The following is an 18,140-nucleotide window of genomic DNA, read 5'->3' as shown; positions in this document are numbered from 1 at the left end:
TGTTCAGGTAATACTGAACAGCTTTTTTCTTTACGATTGTTGCTCGTGCTCTTCCTGGTGTGGAAGATGCGCATTCATCACTTCTTCGATCTTCTCGTGCAACATCGTGGTTGAGGAGGTCACCCAGTCGGGCAGATCGTGGCTTTCCAATATTTTCCACTTGTTATCTTCTTTATGCATTTTAAACAGTAGCCTGTTTCCACGTTCGTCGGCTACATCTAAACTGAAGGAGCCTTCCTGTAAGCCACCAAGCTTTCTGAAATTAAATTCACGTAAGCGTCCATCTGCTTTGATCAAACGGGTGAATTGAATGTTTTTTGCTACTTGTAGTTTCATCTGTTGAAGTTTTTTGCGGTTGCCGGATGTTATTCGCCTTGGAGATTATTTTCGCATTCAGGATAAGTTGCTCAATAATATTTAGGGCTCATGTCATCAGTAAGTTTTTAAAAGTTGTGTGTTCAGTGTGGTTTACTGATGCGGATATGGGAATATTTTCTAAAGCAAAACTCATGCACAAATGATTTTTTGTGGAAAACTTGCCCTTTACAGCTGTTAAAAAAGCAGATTGTAATTAACCTGCTTTCAATGTTGATAGCTTATTGAATATTCCGGTTCAGTAATTAAACAAACGATCAGTCTTTAATGACCCTTGCTTCTTTGATGATATCGATCTGCGGAAATTTGTTAATGAACCATTTATTGCCTTTGAAGTAAATGGTATCGGCAGGTTTCATAGCATCGTTGCCATATCCGGAAAAGAATTGCCGCACCACATCCATACCGGTTATCACTTTTGCGAAAGGTACGAATCCTTTCACGCCTCCTGCATTTAATGTATCATACGTGAGATTGTTGCGCAGGTTGATGAAGATGGATGTTTTACGGGTATTAGGGGCGCCTCGTGAAAAGCAAATGGTACTGTCGGTATTTGATCCAACAACGGGTTCATCTTTCAGATTCTTTCCCTGCCAGAAGATATTCTTCTGTTTGTCTTCGCTTACGCCAAATTGCACCAAAAAATCTTTCACCACTCGAAAAATAACCGTGTTATTATAATAACCGCTGCGTATGAGTTGATAAAAACGATCGGCACCCAACGGCGACCAGCTACGATATACTTCAACGGTGAAGTTGCCTTTGCTGGTAACAAATTCGGCTTTGAAAGTTTCAGGTGCTTTAAGTTTTAACAGGTTGGCATCGGTTTTTAATACCTGCGCATCGGCTTGTGCAAACAGGAAAGAGGTGACTATTAAAAGAAGGAATGATTTCATGTTGAAAGGTTGATGCCGAAAATTACAAAGCTTTCATCAACAAAAGCACATAAAAAAGTCCCGACTTATAAGCCGAGACTTTGTTCTTGTATACCTATTTACTTATCTACTAATTCCCAATTACCTTTTCGCCACTCCACCTTTCTTACTATCAACACTGATCGTATACTTTCCACCACCTTGCACCACCCAACGAACCGTAACAGTTGACAGGCCGGGAATATTGGCGACTTCAATTGTTTCAGGATTGTTTGTTTGCTCAGTTGTGATGTTGAGATCAGCATTTTCAACGATCATTCCTGCAATTGCTTTTACACCGCTGATCGAAATATGATCAGGACGTTCAATTTTATATTTCAGATCATGACTGCTATGCGTTGGCATAATACGACTGTTTGAAATAACTGCCGTTACTTCTTTCAATCCATTGCCAAGATCTTTTTCTGTAACCGTATCAACTTTCAGCAATGGTGTATGGTATGCATGATAGATGGTGAATGCCATGTTGCGATGTGCATCACTCTCTAATAAAAAGCCGGGATGTGCACGTCCAAAATTTTTCTTGAAACCACCAATTTCAATTTTGCCGTACTGCGGATGATCGTATTCATGCCAGTCAACAAACGCATCTTTGAACAGGAGATAAGTATCAAAGTTGAAATTGGTATTATCCTGCGGATTGCGTGTTGCGTCCTTGTTGAACATTAAATACGGCGTCCATAATTCATTTGAATACGTGTAGATACCACGACCGCCATAGAACCAATCCAATTCACCACCATAAGCAGGGTAGAGATCTTTATGTACAACGAGATATCGGTAACCGGGAATCAACTCTTCACCTTTCTTTGCAATAATATCATACACCTGAATGTCCTGTGGATTGTAGGTAACCTGGTCTGTTGGGTCGCCAGGACCACGTAAGATCATTCCGCCTGCATTGTGATACGATTGTGCACCTGCAATATTCGGATGCTTCATCACAAAATCCATTACGGCTCTTGTTTCAGGTAACGAGAAAGGATATTTATACGCTCCATTCTGGATATAGTTTGGTTGCCATCCCCAGCCCCAGTCACGGTTAGGATCGTATTGAAACGTGTAACCATCTTCATTCACTACTCCATCACCATCATTATCTTTTCCTTCAAGCCCCAGCATTTCATATTCACCTTTTTCATCAGGGCCAACCTGTATCATTCTTCGTGGGTCAGATGGATCAACACGCAAACGTCCATTCGGATTTTTGCGACGCATGATCAACACTTCATTATCACCATCCAGATCATCATAACCATCTTCATCAACTAAACCATCACGATCATTATCAACCGGCAATACACCAGAGCGAGGTGAGCTTCCTGTATTTGGTTCGTGAAAATAACTGTCACGACCGTCTGGGTTGATGGTTGGAACGATGTAAAAAACTTTATCGGCCAATAGCTCTTTGATGAAGCGTGTGTCTTTGAACGATTCGGTTAAGTACCATGCTGTGTACATCGAAAACTCGGCACCTTGCACTTCGTTGGAGTGAATGTTGCCATCGATATACATGCCGGGTTTTTGATCAGCATTACCTGTTTTGAAATCGGTGATGGTAAGGCACCAGATATCACGGCCTTTAAATGATTTACCGATCGATTGAAGTTTTGCTAACTCCGGGTGTGCTGCTGCGATTTTTTTCAGGATATCTGTAATACCTGCATGATCGTAATAACGGTTCCAGCTAACCGCAACTTTCGGATTGGCTGGCGAGCCTGCTGCTTTAAATATCTGATCAGCAGTTTGTGCTGTTGCAAATAGTGCCGTAATGCTGAGTGCAGTTGCTGCGATGAATTGTTTTATGTGAAGTTTCATACTTAAAAATTTTGGAGTGAACATTAAAGTGTAACCTCAATTGTTTTTGTTCCGGTAGTAGGACTGCCGGCTTCAATTGTGATCTTGCCGCTTCCTTTGATCAGCCAGCTCAATTGTTTGGAGCTGTAACCTTCCAGTGCATTCAGCAGTTGGATCTTTTTACCGCTGATGATCGATTGGCTGCTGCTGTTGTTCACTTTTACATTGATGCGTTTTACCCAATAACTGCGTTCGCCCAATTTTGAATGCGATGGCAACGCAGACTTATTGATCACCTCAAGTGTAACTCTTGTTAATCCATTTACCAGTTTTTCTGTTTGCACGTTGATAATATCGATCTCCGGTTGTGTTGCAGCAAGTTTGACTAAAAATGTACTATGCTTTTTTACAAGATCAGCAACGAGCGAGTAGGGAGGTGTGTTCAATGCAAACGGATCAACACCGCCCACTTCTACTTTTTGATTGGGAAAATCAGGATGCTGAATTGTTTTCCATTCTGTATAAACATTGTTGATGTTTTGTTGCGATGCCCAACGCAGGTAATTCGCTGAAGGATCTTCTACGGTGAATGCTTTTTCATTCTTTGCAGTATCAGGTTTTGTTTTCGGAACCCACCAACCCGGCGTACTGAAACTGAAGCGGCCATAATGATAATAACCCCACGATAACAGATCGCCACCGCTTACTGACGAAGCAGGAGCATCTTTCAATCCAACCGTTTTGTTATAGAGTTCGCTTACCATGCTGTTCACTTTTGTATCGGGCATTAACCAGCCTGCAAGAATAGGAGCTGTTGCAGCTTGTGCATTAAAAGAATAAGGCGTAGTCAAATTATTATTGCTGCTGAAACTGATCACTGCATATACATTGAAACGATCGAACAATTCATCAAGCAATGCTCTTGTTTCCTTTTCGCTTGCAGGAAATTCACCTGAGCCTTGTGAAAAAGAGGGATGCTTAAAAGTTAAATTCTTATTGAACCAAACACCGCCTTCTCCATCTTCATTAAAACTGCCATCTTTGTCATTATCTTTTCCTTCAGTAAATACAAGGTAGTTTCCTTTTTCTCCTTTGCTTACATCGGCTTTGATCAATACTCTTGGATCGTTTGGATGAACTCGATGTGTACCAACCGGTGATTCAACACGCATCCACGTGATCTTGCCATTGCCATCAAGATCGTCATATCCATCTTCATTGCTGTTGCCGTCACGATCATCATCCGTTGATGTAGCATTGCCCTGGCGTTCGTAACGTAGTGATGCAAAGGATTGTTCCATTGCATCAGGACTCATATTGGGAAAAATGTAGAACGTTGTTTTGTTCAACAGATTTTTAATGCTGTCGGTTGCAATACCCTGCATCAATTGCTCCGCAAAGCCAATAGCAAGTTCAGTACTCAATGGCGCATTTCCTTCCACACCACCAATCACCGCAATAGCGGGTTTTGTTTCTGTGTTGCCGGAGCCGATAATGATCTGCCAAATGTCTTTGCCACCATTTGTCTTCGTGATTGATTTTATTTTCACCCATTGCGGATTTGCTTTTGCCAATGCATTGATGCGGTTGGTTTGCTGGGCAAAATTGCTGTAACCGGTTTGTGCAGTTATGCTGTTGCAACATAACAGGCACAACAGATAAATACCTATACTTTTCATCATAAAGAAATTGTTTTGGAAACCGAATATACTGAAAACAAAACCCCGCCACACTGCTTTTGATGAATGGTGGAATAGGGGGATAGGAAGATGTTGGAATCAGGAATTGGGGTTCGCTTTGCGTTATCTGAATTTTGCAGAGATGGTATAGCAAACCTTCTCGTTAATGCGGTAGAATATCTCGTTGTTTACTTTTCTTGCCCGTCGAAGGTTGCGTCTGTCGAGTAAGATTCCGTTTTCATCGTAGTATTGAGGTTGACTATAAAATGTCAGAATAAAATATTTTTCAGGAGCAAAAGGTGCACGAAGTGATTTGTTGCGAATAGACATGAAAGTGAGTAAACGTTTTTGTCCTGCAACATAATAATCGAGCTTGTTCACCCAGGTGCAGTTCGCTTTTTTCATATACTGCAATAAATAGGCAGTAGCTGTAGTATCGTATCCATATTTGAATAAACTGTCGTAGAGTGAAGGGTCGTTGAAATTGAATTCATACACATAACGGATGCTGTCGGTTTTCATTTCAATCAACACATGCCTGAAATCTCGATCAGTAAAGCCGAGCGACAGAAGTTTTGGTTGTGCAATATGACTATAAACTGCTTCTATTCCCACAATATCTTTTTCGTGCTCCTTGTAATAATTTACCGGGAACTGTCGTGAAACAGAACAGGATGTAGCGGTTACAATGAGTAATATCCAGTAGATAATATGTTGCAGGCGATTGTTCATTTCCTGTTTCTTACACTCCAGCTAACGCCATAGAGCAAACGTTTAAATGTAGTGAGTTCAATTTGTCGTTGTGTTGTAAAGCCTGCGTCCCAATAGGTCATGGTAACAATGCCGTTTTCTTCGGTAAGTTTTTTCAACAGCACAAAGTGAGTTGGAATATGTTTTTTTACTTTTCCATGATTCTTGCGTCGAAGAATACGATTGTTGAGGTAAAGAAATACGTCGCCGGTCTCTATTTTCTCCTGCATGAATTGCACAGGATTCTTCAGTTTTAATCTTATAAGATCGTAACCAACACATTGTATCTCTGCCTTCATGGTTGCACGCAACATGTCATTAAACTTCGAAAGATTTGTTGCAGCCCAAAGACCGAGTTCTCTCCCTTCTTTATAGCGAAGATGAAAAAGATTGATATAGCCTTTAAAATGATCGGCCAATGTAAAGAAGAGCATTTGATCCGCATCGTTACGATCCAATTCGCCTTCATACAACACCAATCCCACCTGTCTTCGTATCGCCTCTGAAGGTTTGTACATCACACCGGCATATTCTGCTTTTCCGTTTTTGTAAAGACTGATCATAAATTGCACATACCCCAATGGGTCTTGTCTCGACATTACATAACCAACTACAGCAAATGCACAAAAATTGGTGTTACGGCCTGCATAAAGAAAAACAGGTTGTTCGATGTTTCGTTCCAGGTTCTGTAAAAATAATTGCTGATTAACCGACGCCCAATAGTTACTGTTGGTAAGAGTAGTTTGTTTCAAAAAGGCCAAAGCCTGTTTTTGTTTGTTTACAACAGGGCTTCCATTTATTTGTGAATAAATACAAATGGGTACAATGAATATGAAGCATAAACAAATAAAAACCTTTGATAATCTCATGCTTAAGCGCTGTTGCCGGGTAAAAATAGCGAGAAACTTGTTACGGTGGCTTTCTATAAAACAACATTTCCGGGCCGGAATTTTTAGCGTCAGTACTTGCATTTCGTAAACGAAATGTTTAATTTGGAATACTTACTTCCCTTCGTCCGCCTCTATTAAATCTGACAGCTGCTTTCTAGCTCAATATTCTTAAAGCAGCATCTGTGCTTACTCCTTCTTATTAGTTAAAACCTTAAAACAAAAAGCAATGAAAGAGAAAACGAAAGAACATGTACCGGCACGCAGACAGTTTTTAACTGCCGTTGCTGCAGGTGCTGCTGCATTAGGTTTGGCTTCTTTGCCAAAAGCAGTTCAATCAGCACCATTATTAAACGAAGACGTTGTAACCGATGAAGGCAATCCTGACGAGTGGTTTAAACAGATCAAAGGTAAACACCGGATGGTGTTTGATGCTACACAACCACACGAGCTGTATCCGTTTGCATGGCCAAAAGTTTTTTTGATGACGAACGAAGCCACCGGCACTACGCCAAAAGATTGTAGTGTTGTGGTAGTTCTTAGGCACACTGCTATTGGTTATGCCATGGAAGATAAGCTTTGGGAAAAGTATAAGCTTGGGGAATTATTTAAGGCCAACGATCCAAAAACAGGGAAGGCAGCCACACGTAATCCTTTTTGGCAACCAAAGCCTGATGATTTTGTGATTCCGGGTATTGGACCAGTGCCACTTGGCATCAACGATCTGCAGAAAGATGGTGTAATGTTCTGTTACTGCCAGGCGGCGTTTACCGTTTATTCTGCTGCTACAGCCGGTATGATGAATATGGATGTGGAAGCCGTTCGTAAAGATTGGTTAGCAGGGATATTGCCCAATATTCAACCAGTGCCTTCAGGTGTATGGGCATTAGGCAGGGCACAGGAGCATGGATGTGGTTATATTTTCGCTGGATGATCTTGCAAGCAAAGTTCATTCATCACAAAAGAAAATCCCCGGTTGAACATAGTGTCAGCCGGGGATTAATATTGAACAGAGAATGTTATAGTGAATAGCTTGGCGTAATGTCTTCGTAACCGCTTTTAATAACAGTCGAAATCATTTTGAATTTTTCAAACGCATTAATGTAATGTAATTTATGAGCGGGAATCACAATGCCTGTTCCTAAGTGCAGCTCATGCTTATTGTTTTCGATGGTGATCTCCGCTTTTCCGTCGATGATCTGAACAAACGTATCGAAGGGTGTAATTTTCTCACCTTGCTCTTCGCCCTGATCGAACGATAGTGCTGTTACATTGCCTGTTGTTTTACGGATGATCGTTTTGCTGACAACAGCATTTGGAACGTAATCGATTATTTCAACCACTATGTGTGGCTTTCCTTTTTCCAGTTCTCCGTTGTCTCCTGCCATATTAATACTTTGCATATTTTTTTTCTGTTTGTCAGATTTAATCCATGCAATTTGTCATTATGCTGGGCAATCTATGTAAGTAAATATAACTCATTTTAACCGGCTTAGAGCATTAATTTAAAATTGAACAGAAAGCGAATATTCTGATGAGTGCAAAATAAAAACCCGTTTCAAAACGAAACGGGTTTTACAAGCAGCTTTAAGCTGTATTAATAACGATACAATTCAGATTTGAAAGGACCACTCTGCGGAATACCTAAGTACTCAGCTTGTGCAGGAGTTAATTCATCTAATGTAGCACCAACTTTTGCAAGGTGTAAACGTGCAACTTTCTCATCCAGATGTTTTGGAAGAACGTACACTTTGTTTTCGTACTTGCGGTGGTTCTGCCACAATTCGATCTGCGCCAATGTTTGGTTGCTGAAAGAGTTACTCATCACAAATGACGGGTGACCTGTTGCACAACCTAAGTTTACCAAACGACCTTCAGCTAACAGGATGATATCTTTACCATCGATGTTATACAAATCAACCTGTGGTTTGATGGTATCTTTTGTGTTGCCGTAGTTTGCATTTAACCATGCAACATCAATTTCAATATCGAAGTGGCCAATGTTACAAACAATAGCTTTGTCTTTCATTGCTTTGAAATGTTCTGCAGTGATCAAATCACGGCAACCTGATGCTGTAACAATAATGTCAGCTTCTTTCACGGCATCGATCATACGCTTTACTTCAAAACCATCCATTGCAGCTTGCAATGCACAAATAGGATCGATCTCCGTAACAATTACACGACAACCTGCACCACGTAAGCTCATAGCACTTCCTTTACCCACATCACCATAGCCGCCAACAACAGCTACTTTACCAGCCATCATTACATCTGTTGCACGACGGATCGCATCAACTAAACTTTCCTGGCAACCGTATTTGTTATCAAACTTCGATTTTGTAACGCTGTCGTTTACATTGATCGCAGGCATTGGTAATGTACCTTTCGCCATACGCTCATACAAACGGTGTACACCAGTTGTAGTTTCTTCACTCAAACCTTTGATACCGGCAACGAGTTCAGAGTAGTTATCCAATACGATGTTGGTTAAATCACCACCATCATCAAGGATCATGTTTAATGGACGATCAGGTGAACCAAAGAACAATGTTTGTTCAATACACCAATCAGCTTCTTCTTGTGATTGACCTTTCCATGCATATACACCAATACCTGCAGCGGCAATAGCAGCAGCAGCCTGATCTTGTGTAGAGAAGATGTTGCAAGAGCTCCATTTTACTTCAGCACCTAATGCGATCAATGTTTCAATCAACACAGCAGTCTGGATGGTCATGTGCAAACAACCGGCAATGCGTGCACCTTTCAATGGTTGTGACGCACCATATTCTTCACGAAGACTCATTAAGCCTGGCATCTCTGCTTCAGCCAAACGAATTTCTTTGCGGCCCCATTCAGCCAATGTGATATCTTTTACTTTGTACTTCAGATCGAAGTCAATTGTGTTTCTTGTGAGCGTTGACATATATAATGTTTTAGATGGCAAAGGTAGTTTTTCAGGATAAAATAATACGAATGTGAATAAATTCAGGAAATCATTCTAATTTGGAGGTAGATAAAAGGACAAAAACCTGTTTACCCATGGCAAAAGCAACGAAAACAGAACAAACGACTAAAGAACCGGTTACGCTGGATAAAACCGACCTCAGCATTCTGCGTCTCCTGCAACAAAATGCAAGGATGACGGTGAAAGAAATTGCTGATAAAGTTCACCTGAGCACGACACCGGTGCATGAACGTATTAAATGGCTCGAACGGAGCGGGGTCATCAAACAATACGCAGCTTTGATCGATCATGCAAAAGTAAAAAAAGGGTTGATGGTGATCTGCTATGTGTCGCTGAAAGAACACAGCAAAAATGCAGGCACGAAATTTATTAAACATATAAATGAACTGCCTGAAGTGATCGAGTGCTATAATATTTCCGGTGAGTTTGATTTTATGTTGAAAGTGGTGGCGGAAAACATGGATGATTATTATAACTTTCATGTAAACAAACTGAGCCAGAGCGAAAACATGGGTAATGTACAAAGTGTGTTTGTGATGGGCGTGTTGAAGCAGACACATGTGATGGTGTAGACAAGTTCGATGTATGCCACGTCAGGTGCCTTCGTAGGACGTTTAACCGCAAACAATTATCATTTTCAAATTATCAACTATAAATTAAACATCTATGTACAACTACGACACTGTAACCGAAGCAATCAACGACTTAAAAGCAAGAGGATTTACGCTTGATTTCAATTTGCAGACAAATGCTTTGCAATGTTTCAATCCTGATCTCAATCTTGAACCCGAAGAATTTGAGATCAAAGAGATCTATCGTTTTGAAGGGGATACCAATCCATCAGACGAAGAAATTGTGTATGCCATTGAATCGAAAGACGGACACAAAGGTGTGTTTGTAAACGGCTATGGTACTTCAGCTGATGTGGTGGGAGCTGAAATGATGAAGAAATTGGTTGATCATCATAACCAATAATCTTATTCCATTTTTGGCAGCAGGTAAATAATGAAGCCGAAGAAGATAATGAGTGCTGATACATGAATAGCAACAAATGGTTTTGCTTCAGGTTCCCCTTTTGTTAATTTGATAAAATATTTGGCAGCAAAGTACAGGCTTATGATAGGGAAAGCCCAGAAGGCGTAAACCAGAATGACGTTACGATAAGGAAAGCCGGGTGTCATGTAAACGTTGAACAAATTAACGATGTAGAGCAGGTATGATACGATTGCAATGCTGATGTTTAGAAAACGATCGGAGAAATTGAATTTCATTTGCCTGGTTTACTTAAATGTCGGGTGAAACATATTCTTTGATAGATTATGATGCTCCTTAATAGCTTTCTTTGAAAGCCATACTGCAAAGATGAAGGAACCAACGGCACCAACAAATAATAAACCATCGCTTAAATATTTGTTTACAGTGGGATTTCCCTGCAGGAACAAAAAGAAATCATAGGTTCCATGAAAGAATGCAGCCCAGAAAATACCTGTGAATAAATAGAACTTCCTTCGCTCCGGTTTAAACTTTGCTTTGCCCGCAAAATAGCCCATCAATACAGCAAATGTTGCATGGGCAGGAACGCTTAAAAACATGCGAATGATGGCAGTGCCTAAGCCGTGTTCTCTAACATAAAGAATATTCTCAACTGTTGCAAATCCCATCCCGATCATTACACTGTAAACAATGCCATCAAACGGTTCATCAAAACTTTTCTTTGGAAAAGCATAAGAGCGAAGCATAATATATTTACTCCATTCTTCGCTCAGCCCAACAATAACGTATGCAAATACAGCAGTGTATAAAATTCCACCACCCATCAACCTTTCAACAGGTTTTACCGTTAATAGTTGAATGAGAATAGCAGGTAAAACACTCAGGCAGCCCAGCAGAAAACAGATCAGCAGGTTAAGATGTGGCTCACGGTTAAACCGGTCTTTCAGAAAAATGTAAAGACTGATGGCAATACCGGGTGCAATAGAAAGGGCGAGCAGGAGCATAGCGGTGAAATTGATTAAAGATACTTGCAGAAGATGATTTTATTTGCTCAGTTCAATTTATTTTTAAGTATGAATCAGAAATCTTTTATTGCAACGATTGTATTTTCTGTTTTGTTGATGTGCCAGTTAAAAGCGCAACGCTTTGGTGGCAATCCAACTTCCATGAAGTTTTACCAGTTGAATACTGATACGGTGCGTATCATCTTTCCAAAAGGATTGGAAAAGCAGGCAAGGGAAGCAGCATGGTTATCGCATCAGTTGGTGCGTGATACAGCCGCTTCATCGCTGGGTTATAAATTAAGAAAGTTCAATGTGGTGCTGCAAAATCAAACCACTACATCAAACGCATATGTTGGTCCGGCCCCATGGCGCAGTGAATTTTATATGATGCCCGATCTTACAAACCTTGGCAGCGGTGCGGTGCCCTGGCATCAATATCTCGCATTGCATGAGTTCAGACACATCGAACAGTTTTCCAACTTCAATCGAACCATTCCGAAAATTGCAGGTTTCTTTTTTGGTCAGGAAGGGCAGGCGGTTGCCATGAATCTTGCTGTGCCCGATTGGTTTTGGGAAGGTGATGCTGTATGGCAGGAAACAGTGAACGGCAAACAGGGGCGTGGACGTTTACCTTTTTTCTTTAACTCTTACCGTTCGCTTTGGCTTGCAGATAAAAATTATTCTTACCAGAAATTGCGTAATGGATCTTATCGTCATTTTGTTCCGAATCATTATGATCTGGGTTATTTGTTGGTGAGTTATGGTCGTGAAAAATATGGGAATGATCTATGGACAAAAGTGAACAATGATGCGCTTGATTTTAAAGGATTGTTTTACCCTTATCAAAAAGCAGTGAAGCGTCACACAGGTGTTGCCTACAAACAGTTTGTAAATGATGCATTCAAGTGGTATAAAGAAGAGATGAAAATAAAAGAAACATCTGTGTTTCAATCATTGCAATCTGTCAATAAGCCGATAAAGAATAGTGTGGTGAATTATGAATATCCGTTTATTACAGATGACGGGAGCGTATTGGTGTTGAAATCGGGTTACAGGCAAATACCAAGATGGGTACGTATTCATACAGATGGAAAGGAAGAAAAATTGAGAGTGAAAGATATTGCTGATGATAATTATTATTCTTACAGAGATGGGAGAGTAGTGTACACTGCTTTTAGTACTGATCCTCGCTGGGGATGGAAAACATATTCCGTACTCAAAGTATGGGACACACGAGTAAATGAAGTGAAAAAGATCAGCAGCAAAACAAGATTGTTCCAACCCGATATTTCGCCTGATGCAACAGCTGTTGTTGCGGTGAATGCAGGAACTGATCAGCAAACAAACTTAAGAGTATTGCAGTTGAATGATAGTGGAGTTGTTGATCTGCCGAATTCCAATCAATACGTTTACACTTATCCACGTTTTTCGGCTGATGCTTCTTCAGTGATCAGTGCGGTGAGAAATGCAAAAGGTGAAATGACATTGTTGCAAACAAATCTTTCAACGAAGCAGGAACAAATATTATTTCCATTCAGCAATGCAGTATTGGCCTATGTACAGGTGGCGGGAGATACGATATTGTTTACTTCCTCACAAAATGGAACAGATGTATTGTTTCTGTATGATGTAAAGAGTAAGAAAATGTTTCGTGCAGCTGACTTGCCTAATGGAAATTATCAGGCAAGTCTTGATACAAAATCGCAAACAATTATCTGGAATACATTTACTGCTGATGGTAATATGTTACTGAAGCAAAAGTTGAGTGAAGCAAAACTGGTGGAAGAAAAAACAGCTGCTACATTAACTGATCTGTATTTCTCCACTAAAACGTTCGCTGCACCTGATCTGTTGAAGAATATACAGCCTTTATCCGGAGAAGTAACACGTTATCGTTCAGGTAAAGGGTTATTAAACATTCATAGCTGGCGCCCTTTTGCACAAGATCCTGATTATGGATTAACATTTTACAGCGAGAATATTCTGAACACATTCGTTGGTGAATATGGATATACTTACAACCGCAACGAAGGTTATAACCAGGTATCGGCAGATATTATTTATGGAGGATTGTATCCGCAATTGTCAGTTGGTGCATCGCAAACATGGAACAGGAATTTTGCATTGAACGAGGATACAACGATCACCTTCAATCAAACAAACCTGAATGCCGGGTTCAGTATTCCGCTCAACTTTTCCGGAGGTATGACGTATAAGAATCTTACACTCTCTGCTTCCTACAATACAGAGCGATTTAATTTTACGGGTATTGCAAAGAATATTTTAAAGGATCAGCAATTTAATTATATCAGCACTGGACTTAGTTGGGTAACACAAAGTCAGCAAGCGAGGCAACAGATATTTCCCAAGTGGGCAAATATTATATCATTGCGGTACAGACGAACCACAGATGGCCGATTAGGTAATCAGTTGCAAGGCAATATTGGATTCTATGTTCCCGGTTTATTCAGGAATCACAGCATTGCTTTTTTTGCCACAGGATTTGCACGTGATACGCTTCGGGGTTCCGCTTTCAGTAACAATTTTCCGTTTGCAAGAGGATACCAGGCTTTTAATTACCCACGTATGTGGCGTTTCAGCACCAACTATCATTTTCCGATTGCTTATCCTGAATTTGGACTTGGACAGATGATCTATTTCATGCGTGTAAGAGCAAATTTGTTTTATGATTATACCGCAGTAAAAAGTTTGCGCACTGGTAATGTGTTTCCGTTTGAATCGGTTGGGGGAGAATTGTTTTTTGATACACGTTTGTGGAATGTGCAGCTGTTCTCGTTTGGTGTGCGGTACAGCTATTTGCTGAGTGTGGATGACCTTGGATTAAACCGGAACCCGCATCAGTTTGAGTTGGTGTTGCCGTTGGATTTGTTCTGATGATAGATACACTGATGACACAGATGCGGAGGATTTGAACGGATTTTTAATCAAGGAAATAAATTTCAGAGCTGTATTGCCGGCAGCTGGTTGCTATAAGCTTGCAGCTTTCTTACATCACCTTTATTTTGATTTCAGGTGCAGTGTAATAATATCCAAACCTGTCTTTCACAATTATATCAGTGATAAGTATTTCGTCTTCCTTTTTAATGATCTCGTACAGATTTTTTTGCCAGAGTTTCGATAAGTAGCCGGAATTTCTAACGTTGGTTGCAGTAGAGTTATACTTGCTTTTTATTTCACCCGTTTTTTCATCTTCATATTTGTCCTTGCTGCGGTGTACCACAATAAAACGGGATACATGATAACGGTTTTTTTTATCGTCGATCACCCACACAGCCGAGTCAATAGTTGTTAATACCATTTCAAGCGGCAGATCACCACCCTTTGTTTTGCCCCAAAATGTTTGAAGTGGCGGTGGTTTTAAGGTGTTAGGCTTCGGTTTGTCCTGCGCCTTTGTTTGTAAACTTAAAAGCAACACCAAAAGAGGCAAGAGTAAACGGAATGGTCTTTTCAGCAACATGAATCTAATTGATTTGTGTTATAATGATGCAAGGCTTTCTTCTATTGCTTTGATCTTGGCTTCGGCATCTGCTTTCTTTTTCTTTTCAATATCTACCACTTCGGGTCTGGCATTCTGCACAAAACGTTCGTTTCCGAGTTTCTTTTCAACAGAAAGAAGAAATCCTTTCAGGTACTCAAGGTCTTTGAGCATCTGTTCTTTTTGGGAAGACGTGTCAATTGCTTGTTTAGTTGCAATGTAGAATTTATCCTTTTGTATCACAGCTGAAATAGTACCTGCTACTGAAGCTGAAACATAAGAGATGCTTTCAGCATTCAACTGTTTTGCAAGTATTGATTCAATTGCCCGGTACGACTGTTGTTGATCTGTTTCTATTGAAAGTTTGATGGCTTCTTTTGGTTTAATCTGGTTCTTTACCCGAATATCACGCAAAGCAGTGATCACTTCTTTTAATTGGATTGCCAGTTGTAATACTTGTTTATCTGCTTTCGAAGCGGATGAAAGTTGTTTGATGGTGATATCGTCGCCTGCTGCCCGTTCTTTCAATGCATGATAGATCTCTTCTGAAATAAACGGCATAAACGGATGAAGCAACTGCATCAGCTCCTCAAAGAATTCAACTGTTTTGTTATAGACTGCAGCGTCGATCGGTTGTTCAAAACCAGGCTTCACCCATTCCAGGTACCAACTGCAGAAATCATCCCATATCAGTGAATAGATCGTTTTCAATGCTTCACTCAAACGAAATTCTTTGAACAATTGATCGATCTCTGCTTTCGCTTCATTTAACCGGTTATCAAACCATTCAACTTCAAAGCTGTTTTCACCCGAGGTCTGTGGTCCATGGTCTATGGTCCGTCCCTCCCACATCTTCACCAGCTTCAACGCATTCCATAATTTGTTGTTGAAGTTGCGGCCTTGTTCGTTGCTGCTTTCTTCCCACAACAGATCGTTACCGGCAGGAGAGGCTATAAGGATGCCGAAGCGACAGGCATCTGCACCGTATTTATCGATCAATTCAAGTAAATCAGGAGAATTGCCAAGGCTCTTGCTCATTTTACGTCCCTGCTTATCACGCACAATACCGGTAAAATAAACTTCTTTAAATGGAATTTCTTTTTGGTATTCCATGCCGGCCATGATCATACGGGCCACCCAGAAAAAGATAATTTCGGGAGCTGTTACCAATGTATTGGTTGGATAATAGTACTGCACATCTGCATTGCCGGGATTGCTGTAACCTTTAAACACTTCAAAAGGCCAAAGCCAGGAAGAGAACCAGGTATCGAGGCAGTCTTCATCTTGCGAGAGCGTATTGTCAGCAGGAGCTTTGCCGAATTTTGTTTGATATTGTTGCAGGGCATCTTCATGTGTTGCAGCAACAACATAATTTCCATCAGCATCATACCATGCAGGAATGCGATGACCCCACCACAATTGACGACTGATGCACCAGTCTTTGATGTTCTCCATCCAATGGCGGTAGAGATTTTTGAATTTAGCCGGGTAGAATTTAACATCATCGTTCATCACCACATTCAAAGCCGGGCCGGATATCTTTTTCATATCTACCCACCATTGCAAACTCAAACGTGGCTCAACCACTGCGTCTGTGCGTTCGCTATAGCCTACTTCACTGGTATAATCTTCTGTTTTAATGAGGTGACCTTTTTCTTCCAGTTCAATCACAATCTTCTTTCTTGCTTCAAAACGTTCCTCGCCAATTAAGATCTGTGCATCTTCATTCAGCGTTCCATCTTCATTGAAAATATCAACTACTTCCAGGTTGTGTTTTTGACCCAACTGGTAATCGTTCATATCATGCGCAGGTGTAACCTTCAACGCACCTGTTCCAAACTCCATTGTTACATATTCGTCAGTAATGATGGGTATACGGCGATTGATCAACGGAACAAACGCAAACTTGCCATGCAGGTGTTTGTAGCGTTCGTCTTTTGGGTGCACACAAATCGCTGTGTCTCCCATGATGGTTTCAGGACGAACGGTGGCAATGATGATATGTTCATCCAGTCCATCGATCTTGTAACGTAAATGATAAAGTTTTTGCTGGGTTTCTTTACGGATCACTTCTTCATCACTCAAAGCAGTTTTCGCTTTCACATCCCAGTTGATCATGCGCTTGCCACGGTAGAGAAAGCCTTTGTTGTAGAGGTCAACAAACACACTGATCACCGATTGATAGTAATCAGGATCCATTGTAAAACTGGTACGTTCCCAATCTAAACTGCAACCCATTTTCTTTAATTGCTGCAAAATGATCCCACCGTATTTCTCTTTCCACTCCCAGGCATAGCCGAGAAATTCATCCCTACTGATGGAAGCTTTCTGAATCCCTTTTTCACGGAGCATCTGCACCACTTTTGCTTCGGTTGCAATCGAAGCATGGTCGGTACCCGGCACCCAGCAGGCATTTTTGCCCTGCATACGGGCACGACGAACAAGCACATCCTGAATGGTATTGTTGAGGCAATGCCCCATGTGCAATACACCTGTTACATTGGGCGGAGGAATTACGATCGTAAAAGGTTCCCGATCGTCAGGAGTGCTGTTGAAATACTTCTGTTCGTTCCAGTAGCTATACCATTTTTCTTCAGATGCTTTGTGCTCAAAATTCTTGCTCAGTTCCATGCAGGATGTATCTTTTTTGGTGGGCAAAGTTAAGGAAAGCGAGGCTGATTGGCCGAAGGAATCCTCTGGTTGAGAAGGGGATAGAAATGAAAAAGCTCCATTACTGGAGCTTTAAAAAAAGGTGAAAAAGGTACTGAGCTGTTCTTACGAACAGCAATTGAGTAAATTTCTTATCATAGGCAATTGATTAACCGAACATTAATAAGGTAATCAATGCAATCGCTGCGAAAAATACAATTACAAAAATTGTAGTTTTCACTGTGTCACTCATTTGTGATGAATTTGATGCCATAACTTTTAAGTTTAAAAGGTTACAAATTACTTCACAGGAAATACGGAATTCTAATCGTACTGTTGAGTTCTTACAGGAGTGGTAGAGGTAAATCTTATACGAATTTACTTTAGTTTGAGCAGTCGGCAAAAAATCTGCCCTTTTTATTTTAATTTGCCAAAACGTGTTTTTACGTGGTTATGCTATACGCTATTACAGATATTGAGACAACAGGTGGGTACGCAGCTTCAAACGGTATTACTGAAATAGCAGTTTATATCCATGATGGTCAGCAGGTTGTGGATAGTTTTGAAACGCTGGTGAACCCTCATCAACCCATTCCCCGTTTTGTTC

Annotated in this window: 16 protein-coding genes; 4 read left to right on the top strand and 12 right to left on the bottom strand. The window is 40.7% G+C overall.

The window, feature by feature from the left end:
• Window positions 1-30: 30 nt before the first annotated feature.
• The 6 genes from VK159_RS10090 to VK159_RS10065 all read right to left on the bottom strand — a co-directional run bounded on the left by VK159_RS10090 (window position 31) and on the right by VK159_RS10065 (window position 6,288).
• Complete coding sequence (locus tag VK159_RS10090) at window positions 31-336, bottom strand: hypothetical protein (RefSeq protein WP_324230011.1); 306 nt, start codon at window positions 334-336, stop codon at window positions 31-33.
• A 296-nt stretch (window positions 337-632) separates the two neighbouring features.
• Window positions 633-1,271, bottom strand: coding sequence for a peptidylprolyl isomerase (locus VK159_RS10085; protein WP_324230010.1), 639 nt, complete (start codon window positions 1,269-1,271; stop codon window positions 633-635).
• Between the two features lie 120 nt (window positions 1,272-1,391).
• A complete protein-coding gene (locus VK159_RS10080; protein WP_324230009.1) occupies window positions 1,392-3,128 on the bottom strand; it encodes a M14 family metallopeptidase in 1,737 nt (578 codons plus the stop codon).
• A gap of 23 nt (window positions 3,129-3,151) precedes the next feature.
• Window positions 3,152-4,789, bottom strand: coding sequence for a M14 family metallopeptidase (locus VK159_RS10075; RefSeq protein ID WP_324230008.1), 1,638 nt, complete (start codon window positions 4,787-4,789; stop codon window positions 3,152-3,154).
• Window positions 4,790-4,909: 120 nt separating this feature from the next.
• Window positions 4,910-5,518 (bottom strand): hypothetical protein, encoded by a 609-nt coding sequence (locus VK159_RS10070; protein ID WP_324230007.1) that lies wholly within the window; start codon window positions 5,516-5,518, stop codon window positions 4,910-4,912.
• Window positions 5,515-6,288, bottom strand: coding sequence for a hypothetical protein (locus tag VK159_RS10065; protein WP_324230006.1), 774 nt, complete (start codon window positions 6,286-6,288; stop codon window positions 5,515-5,517). Before VK159_RS10065 ends, VK159_RS10070 begins: the two co-directional genes overlap by 4 nt.
• A gap of 364 nt (window positions 6,289-6,652) precedes the next feature.
• Between VK159_RS10065 and VK159_RS10060 the strand changes: the two genes are divergently transcribed.
• The gene (locus VK159_RS10060) at window positions 6,653-7,357 is read left to right on the top strand and encodes a twin-arginine translocation signal domain-containing protein (protein WP_324230005.1); all 705 of its coding nucleotides are present in this window, start codon (window positions 6,653-6,655) and stop codon (window positions 7,355-7,357) included.
• Window positions 7,358-7,442: 85 nt separating this feature from the next.
• Here the strand turns inward: VK159_RS10060 and VK159_RS10055 are convergent, their stop codons facing one another.
• Both VK159_RS10055 and ahcY read right to left on the bottom strand, forming a co-directional pair.
• Window positions 7,443-7,826: a cupin domain-containing protein gene (locus VK159_RS10055; RefSeq protein WP_324230004.1), complete on the bottom strand. Its 384-nt coding sequence runs from the start codon at window positions 7,824-7,826 to the stop codon at window positions 7,443-7,445.
• A gap of 194 nt (window positions 7,827-8,020) precedes the next feature.
• Window positions 8,021-9,349, bottom strand: coding sequence for an adenosylhomocysteinase (ahcY, locus tag VK159_RS10050; protein ID WP_324230003.1), 1,329 nt, complete (start codon window positions 9,347-9,349; stop codon window positions 8,021-8,023).
• 116 nt (window positions 9,350-9,465) lie between these two features.
• Here ahcY and VK159_RS10045 point away from each other — a divergent pair, with 116 nt between their 5' ends.
• Both VK159_RS10045 and VK159_RS10040 read left to right on the top strand, forming a co-directional pair.
• Window positions 9,466-9,963: an Lrp/AsnC family transcriptional regulator gene (locus VK159_RS10045; protein ID WP_324230002.1), complete on the top strand. Its 498-nt coding sequence runs from the start codon at window positions 9,466-9,468 to the stop codon at window positions 9,961-9,963.
• Window positions 9,964-10,057: 94 nt separating this feature from the next.
• Complete coding sequence (locus VK159_RS10040) at window positions 10,058-10,366, top strand: hypothetical protein (RefSeq protein ID WP_324230001.1); 309 nt, start codon at window positions 10,058-10,060, stop codon at window positions 10,364-10,366.
• Window positions 10,367-10,368: 2 nt separating this feature from the next.
• Here VK159_RS10040 and VK159_RS10035 read toward each other — a convergent pair whose 3' ends face one another.
• Complete coding sequence (locus VK159_RS10035; RefSeq protein WP_324230000.1) at window positions 10,369-10,662, bottom strand: hypothetical protein; 294 nt, start codon at window positions 10,660-10,662, stop codon at window positions 10,369-10,371.
• 9 nt (window positions 10,663-10,671) lie between these two features.
• Window positions 10,672-11,388, bottom strand: a complete 717-nt coding sequence (locus VK159_RS10030; RefSeq protein WP_324229999.1) for a PrsW family intramembrane metalloprotease — start codon at window positions 11,386-11,388, stop codon at window positions 10,672-10,674.
• Between the two features lie 69 nt (window positions 11,389-11,457).
• On the opposite strand from VK159_RS10030, the gene VK159_RS10025 reads away from it, so the two are divergent.
• On the top strand, window positions 11,458-14,283 hold the full coding sequence (locus VK159_RS10025; RefSeq protein WP_324229998.1) for a hypothetical protein: 2,826 nt from the start codon (window positions 11,458-11,460) through the stop codon (window positions 14,281-14,283).
• A gap of 112 nt (window positions 14,284-14,395) precedes the next feature.
• Here VK159_RS10025 and VK159_RS10020 read toward each other — a convergent pair whose 3' ends face one another.
• Window positions 14,396-14,866, bottom strand: coding sequence for a hypothetical protein (locus tag VK159_RS10020; protein ID WP_324229997.1), 471 nt, complete (start codon window positions 14,864-14,866; stop codon window positions 14,396-14,398).
• Window positions 14,867-14,884: 18 nt separating this feature from the next.
• Window positions 14,885-17,515 (bottom strand): valine--tRNA ligase, encoded by a 2,631-nt coding sequence (locus VK159_RS10015; protein WP_324229996.1) that lies wholly within the window; start codon window positions 17,513-17,515, stop codon window positions 14,885-14,887.
• Window positions 17,516-18,140 lie beyond the last annotated feature (625 nt).

Source organism: Lacibacter sp. (genome assembly GCF_035299325.1).
Lineage (GTDB): Bacteria > Bacteroidota > Bacteroidia > Chitinophagales > Chitinophagaceae > Lacibacter.
The sequence above is the reverse complement of the archived record's forward strand: the minus strand, read 5'-3'. Positions and strand labels throughout refer to the sequence as shown.

Excerpts from the sequence above, each read along its gene's own strand:
- VK159_RS10090 (WP_324230011.1), bottom strand. The coding sequence starts at position 336 with ATGAAACTACAAGTAGCAAAAAACATTCAATTCACCCGTTTGATCAAA.
- VK159_RS10085 (WP_324230010.1), bottom strand. The coding sequence starts at position 1,271 with ATGAAATCATTCCTTCTTTTAATAGTCACCTCTTTCCTGTTTGCACAA.
- VK159_RS10080 (WP_324230009.1), bottom strand. The coding sequence starts at position 3,128 with ATGAAACTTCACATAAAACAATTCATCGCAGCAACTGCACTCAGCATT.
- VK159_RS10075 (WP_324230008.1), bottom strand. The coding sequence starts at position 4,789 with ATGATGAAAAGTATAGGTATTTATCTGTTGTGCCTGTTATGTTGCAAC.
- VK159_RS10070 (WP_324230007.1), bottom strand. The coding sequence starts at position 5,518 with ATGAACAATCGCCTGCAACATATTATCTACTGGATATTACTCATTGTA.
- VK159_RS10060 (WP_324230005.1), top strand. The coding sequence starts at position 6,653 with ATGAAAGAGAAAACGAAAGAACATGTACCGGCACGCAGACAGTTTTTA.
- VK159_RS10055 (WP_324230004.1), bottom strand. The coding sequence starts at position 7,826 with ATGCAAAGTATTAATATGGCAGGAGACAACGGAGAACTGGAAAAAGGA.
- ahcY (WP_324230003.1), bottom strand. The coding sequence starts at position 9,349 with ATGTCAACGCTCACAAGAAACACAATTGACTTCGATCTGAAGTACAAA.
- VK159_RS10045 (WP_324230002.1), top strand. The coding sequence starts at position 9,466 with ATGGCAAAAGCAACGAAAACAGAACAAACGACTAAAGAACCGGTTACG.
- VK159_RS10040 (WP_324230001.1), top strand. The coding sequence starts at position 10,058 with ATGTACAACTACGACACTGTAACCGAAGCAATCAACGACTTAAAAGCA.
- VK159_RS10035 (WP_324230000.1), bottom strand. The coding sequence starts at position 10,662 with ATGAAATTCAATTTCTCCGATCGTTTTCTAAACATCAGCATTGCAATC.
- VK159_RS10030 (WP_324229999.1), bottom strand. The coding sequence starts at position 11,388 with ATGCTCCTGCTCGCCCTTTCTATTGCACCCGGTATTGCCATCAGTCTT.
- VK159_RS10025 (WP_324229998.1), top strand. The coding sequence starts at position 11,458 with ATGAATCAGAAATCTTTTATTGCAACGATTGTATTTTCTGTTTTGTTG.
- VK159_RS10020 (WP_324229997.1), bottom strand. The coding sequence starts at position 14,866 with ATGTTGCTGAAAAGACCATTCCGTTTACTCTTGCCTCTTTTGGTGTTG.
- VK159_RS10015 (WP_324229996.1), bottom strand. The coding sequence starts at position 17,515 with ATGGAACTGAGCAAGAATTTTGAGCACAAAGCATCTGAAGAAAAATGG.